This is a genomic window from Actinomadura miaoliensis (assembly GCF_039536785.1).
In the GTDB taxonomy this organism is placed as follows: domain Bacteria; phylum Actinomycetota; class Actinomycetes; order Streptosporangiales; family Streptosporangiaceae; genus Spirillospora; species Spirillospora miaoliensis.
The window spans coordinates 388,169-402,033 of record NZ_BAAAZG010000047.1 but is presented as its reverse complement, the minus strand read 5'-3'; the positions used below and the strand labels follow the sequence as shown (position 1 = coordinate 402,033).

The 13,865-nt window shown below is 75.9% G+C and carries 10 protein-coding genes; 6 read left to right on the top strand and 4 right to left on the bottom strand.

Features of this window, described 5'->3' with window-relative positions; all coding sequences use genetic code 11:
* The first annotated feature begins 50 nt into the window (after positions 1-50).
* From ABD811_RS31085 to ABD811_RS31070, 4 genes are all read left to right on the top strand, one after another.
* Positions 51-1,697 (top strand): serine/threonine-protein kinase, encoded by a 1,647-nt coding sequence (locus ABD811_RS31085; protein WP_344954871.1) that lies wholly within the window; start codon positions 51-53, stop codon positions 1,695-1,697.
* Entirely contained in the window at positions 1,694-3,310 is a 1,617-nt protein-coding gene (locus ABD811_RS31080; protein ID WP_344954869.1) for a serine/threonine-protein kinase, read from the top strand. Before ABD811_RS31085 ends, ABD811_RS31080 begins: the two co-directional genes overlap by 4 nt.
* Positions 3,311-3,390: 80 nt before the next feature.
* On the top strand, positions 3,391-6,120 hold the full coding sequence (locus ABD811_RS31075) for an AAA family ATPase (RefSeq protein WP_344954867.1): 2,730 nt from the start codon (positions 3,391-3,393) through the stop codon (positions 6,118-6,120).
* 124 nt (positions 6,121-6,244) lie between these two features.
* Positions 6,245-7,918, top strand: coding sequence for a toprim domain-containing protein (locus ABD811_RS31070; protein WP_344954866.1), 1,674 nt, complete (start codon positions 6,245-6,247; stop codon positions 7,916-7,918).
* On the opposite strand, the gene ABD811_RS31065 is transcribed toward ABD811_RS31070, so the two are convergent.
* Together ABD811_RS31065 and ABD811_RS31060 are read right to left on the bottom strand one after the other, a co-directional pair.
* Positions 7,848-9,128, bottom strand: coding sequence for an amidase (locus ABD811_RS31065; RefSeq protein ID WP_344954864.1), 1,281 nt, complete (start codon positions 9,126-9,128; stop codon positions 7,848-7,850). The two genes, ABD811_RS31070 and ABD811_RS31065, sit on opposite strands and share 71 nt — an antisense overlap.
* A 347-nt stretch (positions 9,129-9,475) precedes the next feature.
* Positions 9,476-10,300 carry a helix-turn-helix domain-containing protein gene (locus tag ABD811_RS31060; RefSeq protein WP_344954991.1) on the bottom strand — a complete coding sequence of 275 codons (825 nt, stop codon included), beginning with the start codon at positions 10,298-10,300 and terminating at the stop codon, positions 9,476-9,478.
* A 250-nt stretch (positions 10,301-10,550) separates the two neighbouring features.
* Here ABD811_RS31060 and ABD811_RS31055 point away from each other — a divergent pair, with 250 nt between their 5' ends.
* On the top strand, positions 10,551-11,117 hold the full coding sequence (locus tag ABD811_RS31055) for a TIGR03086 family metal-binding protein (RefSeq protein ID WP_344954862.1): 567 nt from the start codon (positions 10,551-10,553) through the stop codon (positions 11,115-11,117).
* Between the two features lie 30 nt (positions 11,118-11,147).
* On the opposite strand, the gene ABD811_RS31050 is transcribed toward ABD811_RS31055, so the two are convergent.
* Positions 11,148-12,341 (bottom strand): carotenoid oxygenase family protein, encoded by a 1,194-nt coding sequence (locus tag ABD811_RS31050; RefSeq protein WP_344954860.1) that lies wholly within the window; start codon positions 12,339-12,341, stop codon positions 11,148-11,150.
* Positions 12,342-12,421: 80 nt separating this feature from the next.
* On the opposite strand from ABD811_RS31050, the gene ABD811_RS31045 reads away from it, so the two are divergent.
* Positions 12,422-13,222: a TetR/AcrR family transcriptional regulator gene (locus tag ABD811_RS31045; protein WP_344954858.1), complete on the top strand. Its 801-nt coding sequence runs from the start codon at positions 12,422-12,424 to the stop codon at positions 13,220-13,222.
* Here the strand turns inward: ABD811_RS31045 and ABD811_RS31040 are convergent.
* Positions 13,161-13,856 carry a maleylpyruvate isomerase family mycothiol-dependent enzyme gene (locus ABD811_RS31040; RefSeq protein WP_344954857.1) on the bottom strand — a complete coding sequence of 232 codons (696 nt, stop codon included), beginning with the start codon at positions 13,854-13,856 and terminating at the stop codon, positions 13,161-13,163. The genes ABD811_RS31045 and ABD811_RS31040 overlap by 62 nt on opposite strands.
* Positions 13,857-13,865 lie beyond the last annotated feature (9 nt).

Sequence of the window (13,865 nt, the reverse complement as noted above, 5' to 3'; positions counted from 1 at the left end):
ACCGCGCGGACCGGGGCGAAAGGAGCGGGCCGACCCGATACGGTCGCCCTATGCCTGATCGTGTGCTCGGCGGGCGATATCGCCTGATCTCCCGCCTCGGCGCCGGCGGCGCGGGATCGGTGTGGACGGCGACGGACGAGACGCTGCGGCGGGAGGTTGCGGTCAAGGAGATCGTGCTGCCCGACGGCCTCGACCCCGAACGGCACCGGGTGGCCTGCGAACGCGCGCGGCGCGAGGCCCGCGCCGCCGCGCTGATCGACCACCCCAACGTCATCACCGTGCACGACGTGCTGGTGGAGGACGGGCGGCCGTGGATCGTCATGGAGCTGATCCGGGGCGAGTCGCTGGCGCGGGCGGCGCGCGCGGGCCTGACGCCGCAGCAGGTCGCCCGGATCGGGCTGCAGGTGCTGGACGCGCTGGAGGCCGCGCACGCCCGGGGCGTGCTGCACCGCGACGTCAAGCCCGGCAACGTGCTGCTCGACCGGGACGGGCAGCGGGCGGTGCTGACCGACTTCGGCATCGCCGCCCTGGACGGCGACCCGGCGCTGACCAGCACGGGCACGTTCGTCGGATCCCCCGGCTACATGGCGCCCGAGCGGCTGCGCGAGGAGCCCGCCGGGCCCGAGTCCGACCTGTGGTCGCTGGGCGCCACCCTCTACACGGCCGTGGAGGGACGCGCCCCGTTCGAGCGCGACAGCCCGATGGCGGTGCTGGGCGCGGTGCTGTCGGACGAGCCCGCGCCTCCGCGCCGGGCCGGTTCGCTGGGGCCGCTGCTGTGGCACCTGCTGCGCAAGAACCCCGACGACCGGCTTCCGGCGGACGTGGTGCGGCGGGTGCTGCGCAACGTGGCCGAGGGCAGGCCGTCCGGGCTGCCCGACCCGGCTCCGCCCGCAGCGCAGGCGTCCGCGGTGCAGGCGCCCTCGGTGACGCATCCGCAGCTCGCCGCCGGTACGTATCCGGGCGCGGCCTCTCCGGGGGCGCCGTACGCGGGTACGCCGTCGAGACCCCGCCGCGTATGGCCGGGCGTCGTCGTGGGCGTCGCGGGGGTGTTCGCCGTCGCGCTGGTCGCCGTGGGGGTGGCGGTGGCGGCCTCGTCCAACGGGAAGTCCGGCGGGAACGCCGAACCGGCCGAGAGCACAACGCCGCAGGTGACGCGGAGCACCCCGAGGCCCGCCGCGTCCCCCACGGTCATCGCCGCGCCCGTCGACTTCTGCACGACGCTCACCGACCCGCAGACGCGCCGGCTGCTGCCCGGCGCCACGCCCCAGCGCGCCAAGGCGAAGGACAACGGCTGCTCGTGGTGGATCGAGAACCGGGGCGTGACCGTGGAGGACGTCAACCGGCTGCCGGACGAGCCGTGGCCGTCGTCGGACGGCGAGGCGCACACCAAGTTCGTCGGCTACCGCAACCAGCGCGCCAAGGGTTCGGAGCTGATCATCTGGGGCTGGGAGGAGATCGGGGTGCGTCAGGTGCGGGCCCAGCGGTCCCCCGCCGCCACGCTCGGCGGGGTCGGTGACGAGGCGTTCTCCTACACCTACCGCGGCACCAGCGCCCCGCTGGACAAGGCGTTCGTCGTCTTCCGGAAGGGCAAGGCCGTGGTGGAGGTCGAGTTCACCCACCGGCGCGGCACCGGCGGGATGGACGACGCGGTGCAGGCGGCGCGCTGGGTCGCCACGTCCCTGAAGGGCCGCGCATGACGGCGCCACGGGTGCTGGCCGGGCGGTACCGGCTGGTGGAACGGCTGGGCCAGGGCGCCATGGGCGTGGTGTGGCGGGGCCGCGACGAGGCGCTCGGCCGGGAGGTCGCGGTCAAGGAGCTGCTGCTGCCCGCCCATCTGGACGCCGCCGACCGCGAGCACGCGGCGCGGCGCGCCTTCCGCGAGGCCCGCGCCGCCGCCGCGCTCGACCACGAGTCGATCGTCACGGTGCACGACGTGGTCATGGACGGCGACCGGCCGTGCATCGTCATGGACCTGCTGCCCGGCCGTTCCCTGGACGCCGTCCTGGCCGACCGGGGCGCGCTGCCGCCCGTGCAGGCCGCCCGGGTGGGCCTGGACGTGGTGCGGGCGCTGCGCGCGGCGCACGAGCGGGGCGTGCAGCACCGGGACGTCAAGCCCGCCAACATCTTCCTGCGCGACGACGGCCGCGCCGTGCTCACCGACTTCGGCATCGCCGCGCTGGAGGGCGACGCCACGCTCACGCAGGAGGGCTCGCTGATCGGGTCGCCCGCGTACATGGCGCCCGAGCGGGTGCGGCACGAACGCGGCGGGCCCGAGTCCGACCTGTGGTCGCTGGGCGCCACGCTGTACGCGCTGGTGGAGGGGCGGCCGCCGTTCGCCCGGTCCACGCTGATGGGCACGCTGAGCGCGGTGCTGACCCAGGAGCCGGTGCCGCCCAGCGCCGCCGGGCCGCTCACCCCGGTGATCATGAGGCTGCTGGTCAAGGACCCGGCCGCGCGGCTGCCGGCCGGGGACGCCGAGAACGCGCTGCTGGCCGTCGCGTCGGGCAAGGAGGCTCCCCCGCCGCCCCCGCCGGGCTTCTCGCCGGTCCCGCCGTCGCCGCCGGTGCCGCGCGCGTCGACCGTGCCGCCCGGGTCCACCGTGCCGCCGGTGACGACCGTGCCGCCCGTCCCGACGATGCCGCCGCGGCGGCCGCCGTCCGGGCGCGGCCGGGGCGTGGTCGTGCCGCTGGTGACCGGGGCGGTCGTGACGCTCGTCGCCGTGGTGGCCGTGGTCGCGGTCGTGCTGAGCACCAGGGGGGACGGGAACCCGCCCTCGGGGCCCGCTTCGCCGGGCCGCACCGGCACCGCGGCCGCGTCCGGGCCCGTCCGGTTCGCCAAGCCGCCGCCCGCCTGCGGCCTCATCACCGCCGACCAGGCGGCGCGGCTGGTGCCCGCCTTCTCCTCCCACGCCGACGCGTCGGACGACTACTCGACCGGCCTGCCCAAGTCGGAGTGCAGGTGGAGCGTCGCGGATCCGGGCGCGCGCGGCGAACCCGAACTGGGCGTCACCCTGATCGCCGACCGGGCCACCGCCGCGGCGCAGACCCGTTTCCAGAAGGAGCGCCGGACGGCGGCGCCGCTGCGGACCCCGGACCCCGAGCGGCCCTTCCGCGACATCCCCGGGCTGGGCGACGAGGCGTACGGCTCGGACCGGCTGTCCGACGACGCCCGCGCCACCGTGGTCTTCCGCCTCGGCAACCTCACCGCCGAGATCGAATACCAGGCGGACGGCCGGGCGATCGGTTCGCTACGGGAGAACGCGCTGCAGGCGGCCCGGTGGGTGGAGGCGGCGCTGAAACGCCAGGGGTGAAACGTCGGCGACGAACGACAACGCACACTTCCGGAAAACGTAGGCTGTTACCCGGTTTGATCACTATTTGGGAGTGTGCGTTGCGGCTGCCGGAGCACCTGGAGCTACTGCTCACCGACGAGCCGGTCCTCGACGTCTACTCGTACGGCCCGTGGCGGGTGCCCGACGGGCTGTTCGAGGAGATCGGGGCGCGGATCGACGCGCTGGCGGGCGACCCGCGCTGCGTGGAGCTGACCACCGACGAGCACAAGCTGCTCACCCTGCCCGCGCCGCTGGTGATCGCCGAGATCTTCGGCATCCTGGCGTTCCTGCCCGGCGGCGGCGCGATCAAGGGCGGGTCGTGGTCGCAGCTGCCCGAGCGGCTGCTGCGCCGCCACATGGTCAACCCCGGCCCGCTCAGCACCCGGATGACGCGCTGGGACGCGCCCGGCGGCCGCTGGCGGCCCCCGGTGGACTGGCTCGTCGAGGCGCCCGACCGCAAGCTGGCGATCGAGCTGGCCCGCGAGTGCCTGGCCGTGCTGGAGGGGATCGAGCCGCTGGAGCGGCGGCGCGCCGCGCTGCTGCGCCTGTACGACGACCCGCCCGCGTGCGAGGTCAACCTGCCGAAGATGGAGCTGCGGGAGAACTGGCACGCGCACGCCGACGACGAGGTCCTGGCGGCCGTGCCCGAGCTGCTCGGCCCCGTCGGGTACCTGGAGTGGGTGTGCTCGGGGCTGCTGGCCGCGCACGAGGCGCTGACCGCGGTGGCGCCGCGCGAGGAGCCCGTCGAGGTGCACCTGATCCACCTGCTGCTGCAGGGCAGCATCGAGCAGGTCCCCGGCGAGCTGGTGGTCGCCCTCGGCGAGGACATGTACGGGGAGCTGAACGCCCGCTTCCCCGTGGAGCGGCGCGGGTTCAAGCCGGGCCCGTGGCAGGAGCAGACCCGCGCGTGGCTGGTGCGGGCCCTGGTCGCCGGCGCGGCCGACGCCTGCCGCGCCTGGCTGGACATGGCGATGCGGTTCGTGGCGATCCTGCAGGGCCTGCCCGGCGACCCGTGGTTCCCCAAGCCCGAGTGGATCCCGGTCGGGCAGTTCCAGACCGACCTGCGGCGGCTGTTCGCGCCGCGCCGGCGCGTCGTCAACCCGCTGGCCGCCCAGCTCAGGGCCGCGGCCAAGCCCGCCGCCGGGGACGGCGAGGCCGCCGGGGGCGGCGGCGAGGTGGTCAGCGCCCTGGTCGGGCAGCCGGAGGTGTCGGCCGTCCTGGCGGAGATCGGCGGGGAGCGCAGGCCCGTGCGGCTGCTGCTGGCCGGGCCGGACGGCACCGGCAAGCGCGACGCCGCCCAGGAGGTCTCCAAGGCGCTGCGGATGGGCCGCGATCCGCTGTGGATCACCGACAACCTGTTCGCCGGGCAGCGGCTGTCGGACGCGGTCGCCAAGCTGCACGCCGACGCGCGCGACTGCGCCCACGAGCGGCTGCTGGTGATCGAGGGCCTGGACGACATCGCCACCGACCCCGGCAACGGCGAGGCGCTGACCGAGGAACTGCACCGGCTGCTGGCCGTCCACCCCGACCTGAACCTGGTCGCGCTGTGCGACGAGGGCGGTGACGAGCGGATCCGGCAGGTCAACCCGGCGCTGCTGCAGCGTCTGCGCGTCGCCCGCACCCACCCGTTCACGGCCGAGGGGCACGCCGAGCTGTTCCGTCGCGCCCTGCGGCGGCACGGCGCGCGCGCCACCCGGCAGGCGCTGGCCGCGGCGGGCCGGGTGCTGGCCGCCACGCCGCCCGCGCAGACGCTGCGCAACGCGCGCCTGGCCCCGCACCTGGCGGACCTGGTCGTCGCGGCCGTGCGGGACCGCACCGAGCCCGGCGGCGAGCTGGTGGTGCGGCAGAAGGACATCCCGGCCGCCCTGGAGACCGCGCCGGGCGCCGGGGACGCGCTGGCCGAGCTGAACGGCCTGACCGGGCTGGAGACCGTCAAGCACGAGATCGCGCTGCTGGTCGCGGGCACCCGCGCCGAGCAGCTGCGCAGCGAGTCCGGGCTGTCGCTGACCGCGCCGACCCGGCACATGGTGTTCACCGGCAACCCCGGCACCGGCAAGACGATGGTGGCGCGGCTGCTCGGCCGCATCTACAAGCAGCTGGGCGTGCTGTCGTCGGGGCACCTGGTGGAGGCGTCGCGCGCCCACCTGGTCGGCGAGTACATCGGGCAGACCGCGCCGCGCACCCGCCGCCTGGTGGAGCGCGCCCTCGGCGGGGTGCTGTTCATCGACGAGGCGTACACGCTCACCCAGTCGCCGCTGCGCGGGGACTACGGCCACGAGGCCATCGCCGAGCTGGTCAAGCTGATGGAGGACCACCGCGACGACCTCATCGTGATCGTCGCCGGGTACGAGCGGGAGATGGCCGAGTTCCTGGCCGCCAACCCGGGGCTGGACTCGCGCTTCCCCAAGCAGCTGCACTTCCCCGACTACTCCGACGACGAGCTGGTCGCGGTGTTCGAGCAGCTCGCAGCCGCCGACGGCTTCCGCCTGGCGCCGGGCCTGGCCGACCAGCTGCGGGCCATGCTGCGCCGCGCGCCGCGCGGCCCGTCGTTCGGCAACGGCCGCCTGATGCGCAACCTGCTCGACCTGGCCGTCGCCAACCAGGCGCAGCGCCTGGCGGCGCACGTCCACCCCGTGGCGAACGGGCAGTCCCCGAACGGGCAGTCCCCCAACGGCAAGGCGTCGCCGAACGGGAAGGTGCCCGGCAAGAGGCAGCTGGTCACCCTCACCGCCGAGGACCTGCCGGAGATCTTCGACCATCCCGAGGAGCTGTTCGGCCTCTACCTGTGATCGTGTACCTGTGATCGTGCTTGCCCGGCGGCCCGCCGGGGTATGACACGGGGTGCGAGTCCCGGCCTGTCGTCGCGTTCGCGCGTGCTTCCCCGCCTTGACGTCCGACGGCGAGGAGGCCCGCATGACCGGACCCGAGCGGCCGTGGCCGAGCGTGCTGCGCGGCATCGCCGACGCTGAGACCGCCCGCCTCCGGGACGGCACGCTGCCGTGGACGTGGTGGCTGGACCGCGCCGTCCGGCACGGCCGCTACGGCTTCGCCAACACGCTGCTGATCGCGGCGCAGTGGCGCGCCGCCGCCGACGTGCGCTCCTACGACGAGTGGCGCGCGGCGGGACGGCAGGTCAGGCAGGGTGAGACCGGCATCCGGATCGTGTCCGCGGACGGCCGCGTCCGCGCCGTGTTCGACATCGCCCAGACCGACGGCCTGCCGCCGCCGTCCCCTCCGGCTCCCGGCGACGGCGGTGAGCGCCTGGCCGACCTGGCCGCCCGGCACGGGCTGCGTCCTCGGCTTCATCCCTCGCTCGGCGGGCTCGACGCCGCGACCGTGCTCGCGCACGAGCTGGCGCACGCCGTGCGCGGCGACGACCACGCCGACTGTCACGGCCTGCGGCGCGTCGAGGCCGACTCGGTCGCCTACATCGTGCTCTCCCGCCTGGGCCTGCCGCCGACCCGCCTGAGGTTCCCCCCTGCCGCCCCCTGGGCCGGGGCGACGCTGGGCGACCGGATCCTGCGCCACGCGCGGCGCCTGCTGGCCGACCACGACATCGCCCCGCTGCTCGCGGAGGCGCACGCGTTCTTCCTGTCCCGGCTGCCCGGCAGCTGGGTGCCGGACTACCTGGCCGGACGCGGTTTCCCGCCGGACGTGCGGCGGCGCCGCCAGATCGGGTACGCGCCGCCCGGCCCGCGCGCCCTGACCTGCCGTCTGCGGTCGCTCGGCCATGACGACGCGGCGATCCTGGCGTCGGGCCTGGCCCGTCCGGGACGGGACGGCGGGCCGTACGACACGTTCCGCGACCGCGCCGTGTTCCCCCTGCGCGCCGCCGACGGCACGATCGCGGGCTTCATCGGCCGCGCCCGCGACGGCGCGCCCGGGCCGAAGTACCTCAACGGGCCCGACACGGCGCTGTTCCACAAGGGGGAGCTGCTCTACGGGCTGCACGAGGCGCGGGCGCGGCTGGCGCGCGGCGCCCGCCCGGTGATCGTCGAAGGGCCGCTGGACGCCATCGCCGTGGACATGTCGACCGGCGACGACCACGCGGCCCTGGCGCTGTGCGCGGGCTCGCTCACGTCCGCGCAGCTCGACGCGCTGCGGCGGGCCGCCGACCTGGACGGCGCCGGACTGCTGCTCGCGCTGGACGGCGACCGGGCGGGGCGTTCGGCCGCGCAGCGGGTCTGGCGGCTCCTCGCGGGCGTGCGCGGCCCCGTCGACGTCGCCGTGCTCCCGGCCGGGCGCGACCCCGCCGACGTGCTGCGCGAGCACGGGCCCGGCGCCGTCGCCGCGGTGCTGCGCCGCGCCGTGCCGCTGCCGGACGTCGTCGTGGACGCCGCCATGGAACGGGCGGGCGGACGGCTCGCGACATGCGAGCACCGGTTGGCGGCGATCCGCGCGGCCGCCCGGGTCATCGCCGCGGGCCGTCCGGACGACGCCGCCCGCCAGGTCGTCCGCGTCGCGCACCGCACCGGCGTCGCCCCGGCCACGGTCACCGAGGCCCTGTGCGCGGCGGTCAGCCCCGGGACGCCTGGAACCGCTCCGCCGCGGCGAACAGCACGTGCTCGGCACCGGCCCGTCCGATGAACTGGGCGCCGACGGGCAGGCCGCCCACGAACCCCGCCGGGACGCTCAGCGCGGGCACGCGCGCCACGTTCCACGGGCAGGTCAGGGACACCAGCGCGGGCTGCATCGGGCCGAGGGCGCTGTCACGCCGCCCGATGGGCGGCGCGGTGAACGGGACCGTGGGCAGCACCAGCACGTCGTACCGGTCGAGCAGGCGGGCGACCGTGTGGCCGAAGGCGTCGCGTTCGCGCAGGCCGCGCACGTAGCGCCAGCCGGGCGTGCGCCGGGCGCGCTCGAGGCGGTCGAGCGTGGCGGGCTGGTACTTGTCCGGCACGCGTTCGACCTGGTCGGCGTGCACGTCGTAGGTCTCGCAGTCCTGGATCGCGGCGAAGATCCGGCGCGCTTCGGGCAGGTCGAGGCGTTCGGCGGGCAGGCCGGCGAAGGCGGCCCGCACGACCTGCTCGACCTCGGCGTCCACCGGGGCCATGCCGTCGACCCAGGCCATGCGCATCTCGTCGGGGGCGGGCCGGTCGGCGGACGACGTCAGCACCCGGTAGGCCGTGCGGCAGTCGGCGGGGGTCGCGGCGAGCACGCCCACGTGGTCCAGGGACTCCGCCAGCGGGAACACGCCGTCGATGGGGATCGCCCCGAAGGCGGGCTTGAAACCGGCGATCCCGCACAGCGCGGCAGGAATCCGCACCGAGCCGCCCGTGTCCGTGCCCAGCGCCAGCGGCACCATGCCCGCCGCGACGGCGACCGCGCTGCCGCCGCTGGACCCGCCGGAGATGCGCGCCGGATCGTGCGGGTTCCGTGACGGGCCGGTCACGGAGACGTCGCCGCTCGCGCCATAGGCGAACTCGTGCGTGGTGGTCTTGCCGACGATCACCGCGCCCGCCTCCCGCAGGAGCCGCACGCACGCCGCGTCCCCGGGGGCCACGTACCCGTCGAAGAGGGCCGATCCCATGCCGGTGGGCAGGCCCGCGACGTTGATGATGTCCTTGACCGCGACCGGGACGCCGTGCAGGGGGCCTCGGTCGGCGCCCGCCGCCAGCTCCTCGTCCGCGCGCCGTGCCGCCTGGGCGGCGCCCTCGGCGTCGACGGTGACGAACGCGTTCAGGCCCGGGTCGATCGACTCCAGCGCCCGTTCCAGGAGCGCGGCGGCGCTCGTCCGGCCCGCCCGCAGGTCGTCTCCGAGATCCGCCAGCGTCCGGCCGATGAAGAAGCCCTTCATGCCACGCCCTGCCCTTCCTGCTGCCCATGCCGGACATTCCCGGCGAAACGGCCACGGCCCCGGCCGTTCGTCGCAGCCGGGCGACCGCTGGTCGACTGCCGCCCCGGTCCGGGGAATCCGCGCCTGCCAACACGACTAGTTTCGTCGCACCAACGAAGCGGTCCCGCCGGCGCGCTGGGGGGCGGGGCGGCAGTCCCGGTGGCGCGAGCCCCGGGGACGGCCGCCCCTGACGCCGGGGGACGCTTCACGGCGAGCGGGGGGATCGGGGGCACGGCGGCACGGCCGAGGGACGGCGTGCCGTCCGCCGTGGCCCTCCGCGACCGGCCCCCGCGACAGGGCGGCCCCGCTCAGCCGCCGTCCAGCAGGCGGCGCAGCGTGTCCGGCGTGCGGGCGGGCGGGTCGGCGTCCACCACCAGGCGGTTCATGACGTCGGTGTAGTGGTCCACCTCGGCGGGACGGTCCGGATAGTGGGCGTTGGTGAGCTGCTGGAGGTACACCACGTCCGGCAGGTCGGCCTCCTCGAAGCGCAGCAGGGTGATCGGCCCGCCGATGGCGCCGTGCCCGCCCGCGCCGAACGGCAGCACCTGCACGGTGACGTTGCGCAGCGCGCACACGTCGATCAGGTGCCGCAGCTGGGCCCGCATGACCTCCCGGCCGCCGAACGGGCGGCGCAGCGCGGCCTCGTCCACCACCGCCCACAGCCGCGCCGGTTCGTCGCGGGTGAGGACGCGCTGCCGCTCCCGGCGCAGCGCGACCCGCCGCTCGATCTCCCCGGCGGACGCGTCCGGATGGGCCAGCCGGATCACGGCGCGCGCGTAGTCCTCGGTCTGCAGCAGCGCCGGGACGACCTGCACCTCGTAGCAGCGGATGACGCCGGCGCCCTGCTCCAGCCCCAGGTACGGCTCGAACCAGGGCGGGACGATGTCGTGGTAGCGCTGCCACCAGCCCGGCACCGAGGCCACCCGCGCCAGCTCCAGCAGCGGCTCGCGTTCGGCGGGGTCGGTGACGCCGTAGAGGGTCAGCAGGTCGGCCACGTCGCGCTCCTTGAAGCCGACCCGGCCCAGCTCCATCCGGCTGATCTTGGACGCGGAGCCGCGGATCGCGTACCCGGCCTTGTCGGCCGACATCCCGCAGGCCTCGCGCAGCCTGCGCAGCCGCGCGCCGACCACCATCCGCAGCACCGTCGGCCCGGCCCGGCGAAGGCCGACCGCCTGCTCGCCCGCCGCGAAGTCCGCCACTTTCGCTCCCCCCGGTGGCCGAAGTCCGCCGTAACCAGCGTGCCATCTTCGGCGTGCGGTGAACAGCGGCGGTGAGCGGCGTCGGTGCACGGCGGCCCGCGAGCGCGGGGAGGCGCCGGCGCGATGATTTTCGGCGGGACACCCGGTCCCCATAGGCGAAACGCCCGCCGACGGACGGAGTGACATGCGAGCACCGCTTCTGCAGCGCGCCATCGATCACGCACTCGATTCCGTCGAAGGCGTCACCCCCGCCGCCCTGGCGCTTCCGACTCCGTGCGCCGGCTGGGATCTAGGGACGCTGCTCCACCACCTGAACGACGCGTTCGACGTGCTCGCCGAGGGCGTGTGCGCGGGAATCATCGCCTCCGCCCCGGCCGTCATGGACGACGCGGACGCCGATGATCCCGCCGCCGTCTTCCGCAAGCGCGCCGAACGGGTGCTGGACGCCTGCTCCCGCTCTGAGCCGACGCGGCGGGGCGGCGCCGCGATCGCCGACCGCCGCCTGCCGGTGGACGTCGTCGTGACGACCGTGGCGTTGGAGATCGCCGTGCACGGCTGGGACGCCGCGCGGGCGGTCGGCGACCGGCGGCCGATCCCCGGCAGGCTGGCCCTGGAGCTGCTGCTGCTCGCTCCCCTGCTGGTCGACGACGCCGTGCGGCCCGGCCTGTTCGCGCCGCCCGTCCCGGTGCCGCCGGACGCCCCGCCCGGTGACCGCCTGGTCGCGTTCCTGGGCCGCGACCCCGCTGCCTAGCCGAGGCCGCGTGGCCGCCGCGCGGCGCGCTCAGCCGAGCGGGGCCTCGGCCCAGGTGACGCGCCGGTCGATCGGGAGGCGCACCGGCAGCCGGACCACGGCCAGCGGCCCGCGCTCGACCTCGCGGGCGTCGAACACCCGCAGGTCGCAGCGGTCGCGTCCGGCGTGCCAGGCGACGGTCACGAGCCAGCCGTCCCCTTCGGCCGCGCCGTCCCGGGCGTCCGGTGCGAACACCGGGGACCCGACCCGCCAGCCGGGCCCCAGCGGGGCCGTCCGCAGCCCTCCGGTGACGCGGTCGTGGCGGACGACGGCGGCGCCGTCCCCCTCGTCGTTCACCACGCCGAACACGTAGCGGTGCCGCCTGCCGCCGACCCGCCCGTCCACGACCGCCGCCGTGACGTCGGGGGCCGCGCACTCGGCCCGCACGACGCCGGTCGCGGGGTCGATCCGCCACCGTCGCAGCCTCGGCCGGCCCGTGCGCATCAGGGCGTCGAGAACGATCTGGTCACCGTCGTCGTGGGCATTGACGACATCGAGCGCGGCGCCGAGATCGACGTCCAGCCAAGAAGGTTCAGCCTGTGCGGGCCCTGAACGCGGCAGCAGCCCGACGCGCACGGGCCGGTCCGGACGCTCGACGTACGGCGACCGCGCCCCCACCAGCGCGGCGGCCCGCGAGTGGACGACGGGCGAGTCGACGATCACGACGTGGCGGCGTGTCAGCGCGACGGCGTGACCGATCGGGGCGCCGTCGAAGGGGAAGGGCCGGGCGTGCAGCACCGTGCCGTCCGGCCCGGTGACCAGGTGCTCGGCGTGCCCGAGCCCGGGATAGGTGGCGACGGTGTGCCAGCGGGACGCGCCCGCCTCCCGCACCGGGCGGGCGAACGCGACCAGCCCCGGCCCGTCCGGTTCCGGCCCGCCGCACCACACGGAGGGGGCCAGGGCCGGGACGGGCCCGAGGGGGCGGCTCCGGTCCACCGGCGGCCGCGCCCGGAACAGGCGGGCCTCCCCGGCGCTCAGCCGGACGCCCGAGAGCACGTGCGGGCCCCGCAGAACGCCGCCGGAAGCGCCCGGGGCGGCCGGGTGCGTCCGCGCCTGGAGGAAGCAGCCGTCCAGCCCGGCGGGAAGCCCGCCGTCGAGGGGCAGGGGACCGTCCTGACGCGAGGGCCCGGCCGGCACGACCGCCAGCGCCGTCCTCGGATCGAGACCGCGGATCCGGGTGGCCATGGGCGCCTCCTCCCGGGAGACCCATCGCATAACGATGTTGTACTAACGAAAACATATCGGCGTTATGGCATGATGTCAACATGAGCCCACGCCGCCTGGATCCGCGGGTCCGCTCGGCCCTCATCGACGTCGCCGCCCGCCTGCTCACCGAGGAGGGGCCGCACGCGCTCACCACGCGCCGCGTCGCCGCCGAGGCGGGCAGCTCGACGATGGCCGTCTACACCTACTTCGGGTCCATGGGCGAGCTGGTGCGCGCGATGGTGCACGAAGGGTTCGCGCGGCTGCAGCACCACCTCACGCACGTGGCGCGCACCGACGACCCCGTCGCCGACATGGCCTCGCTGGGGCGGGCCTACCGGCACAACGCCCTGGCCAACCCGCACCTGTACGGGGTGATGTTCGGCGGGTCGGCGCCCGGCGGCTTCTCACTGACCGAGGACGACCGCCAGCACGGGCGCTACACGCTGGGCAACGTCGTCGAGTGCGCGGCGCGGTGCATCGACGCGGGCCGGTTCCGCACCACCGACGCCGAGCTGGTGGCGCACCAGATGTGGGGCGCGACGCACGGCCTCATCACCCTGGAACTGGGCGACTACCTGATCGAGCCGTACGACGCCGAGCACCTCTTCGAGGCCCAGCTCGTGTCCCTCATGGTGGGCGCCGGCGACGCGCACGAGGCCGCCGAGGCGTCGGTGCGCGCCTCCCGCCGACTCTTCGGCGACGGGCGGCCCGGCAATGAATGGCCCCGTGACGAAGGGCCCGGCCAAGCACGCGCCGGTAAAGACCGTCCCGGTAAAGAACGTGCCGGTGAAGGACGGCTCAGTACCGGGCGGCGAGCTCCTCGGCGGGCCGCTCGGGCGGACGGAACGGCCCCCGCGTGAACGCGGGCAGCCACCGCTCCGGATCGCCGCTCCACGACAGCGCGGCGATCTGGTCGTGCGTCCGCCGTCCGGTGAGCGAACGGTACAGGTCGTGGCGGCCGGCGCTCAGCACCCCGGCGGCCTCGTCCGGGCCGGTCGCCCACCGGTCCCCCGGCGTCTCGACCCGCAGGGCGGGCAGGCCCAGCTCGCGCACCCGCTCCAGGAAACCGCCGACGGGCACGTGGAGCAGGCTCGTGTAGCCGGGGTGACCGGCGGGCGGCGGCGCCCCGACGGCCACGCGCAGGTCCAGCTCGTGGCAGAACGCGTCGTGCGTCAGCATGGCGCTGCGCGGGTCGCCGGTGCGGGCGACCAGCGCGTCCAGTTCCGCACCGCGCTCCTCCCACCGGTCGAGCAGCTCGGTCAGCGTGGGCCCGTCGGCCCGGGGCGTGTCGGTGCGGACCGGCCCCGACGCCCGGCCGGTCACCAGCTCGACGGCCTGCTCGCAGATGTCCAGCAGGTGGGCCACCAGGTCGCGGACCCGCCACTCAGGGCACGCGGGGACGACGGCGCCGGCCGCGTCCGGACGGCCGTCCACCAGGGCCCGCACGTTGCGCCGGACGAGGGCGTAGACGACATGGTTCGGGGGACGCTCCATCGGACGGGC

What these genes read in the sequence shown, in the direction of transcription:
- ABD811_RS31085 (WP_344954871.1), top strand. Translation starts at nt 51, where the DNA reads ATGCCTGATCGTGTGCTCGGCGGGCGATATCGCCTGATCTCCCGCCTC.
- ABD811_RS31080 (WP_344954869.1), top strand. Translation starts at nt 1,694, where the DNA reads ATGACGGCGCCACGGGTGCTGGCCGGGCGGTACCGGCTGGTGGAACGG.
- ABD811_RS31070 (WP_344954866.1), top strand. Translation starts at nt 6,245, where the DNA reads ATGACCGGACCCGAGCGGCCGTGGCCGAGCGTGCTGCGCGGCATCGCC.
- ABD811_RS31065 (WP_344954864.1), bottom strand. Translation starts at nt 9,128, where the DNA reads ATGAAGGGCTTCTTCATCGGCCGGACGCTGGCGGATCTCGGAGACGAC.
- ABD811_RS31060 (WP_344954991.1), bottom strand. Translation starts at nt 10,300, where the DNA reads ATGGTGGTCGGCGCGCGGCTGCGCAGGCTGCGCGAGGCCTGCGGGATG.
- ABD811_RS31055 (WP_344954862.1), top strand. Translation starts at nt 10,551, where the DNA reads ATGCGAGCACCGCTTCTGCAGCGCGCCATCGATCACGCACTCGATTCC.
- ABD811_RS31050 (WP_344954860.1), bottom strand. Translation starts at nt 12,341, where the DNA reads ATGGCCACCCGGATCCGCGGTCTCGATCCGAGGACGGCGCTGGCGGTC.
- ABD811_RS31045 (WP_344954858.1), top strand. Translation starts at nt 12,422, where the DNA reads ATGAGCCCACGCCGCCTGGATCCGCGGGTCCGCTCGGCCCTCATCGAC.
- ABD811_RS31040 (WP_344954857.1), bottom strand. Translation starts at nt 13,856, where the DNA reads ATGGAGCGTCCCCCGAACCATGTCGTCTACGCCCTCGTCCGGCGCAAC.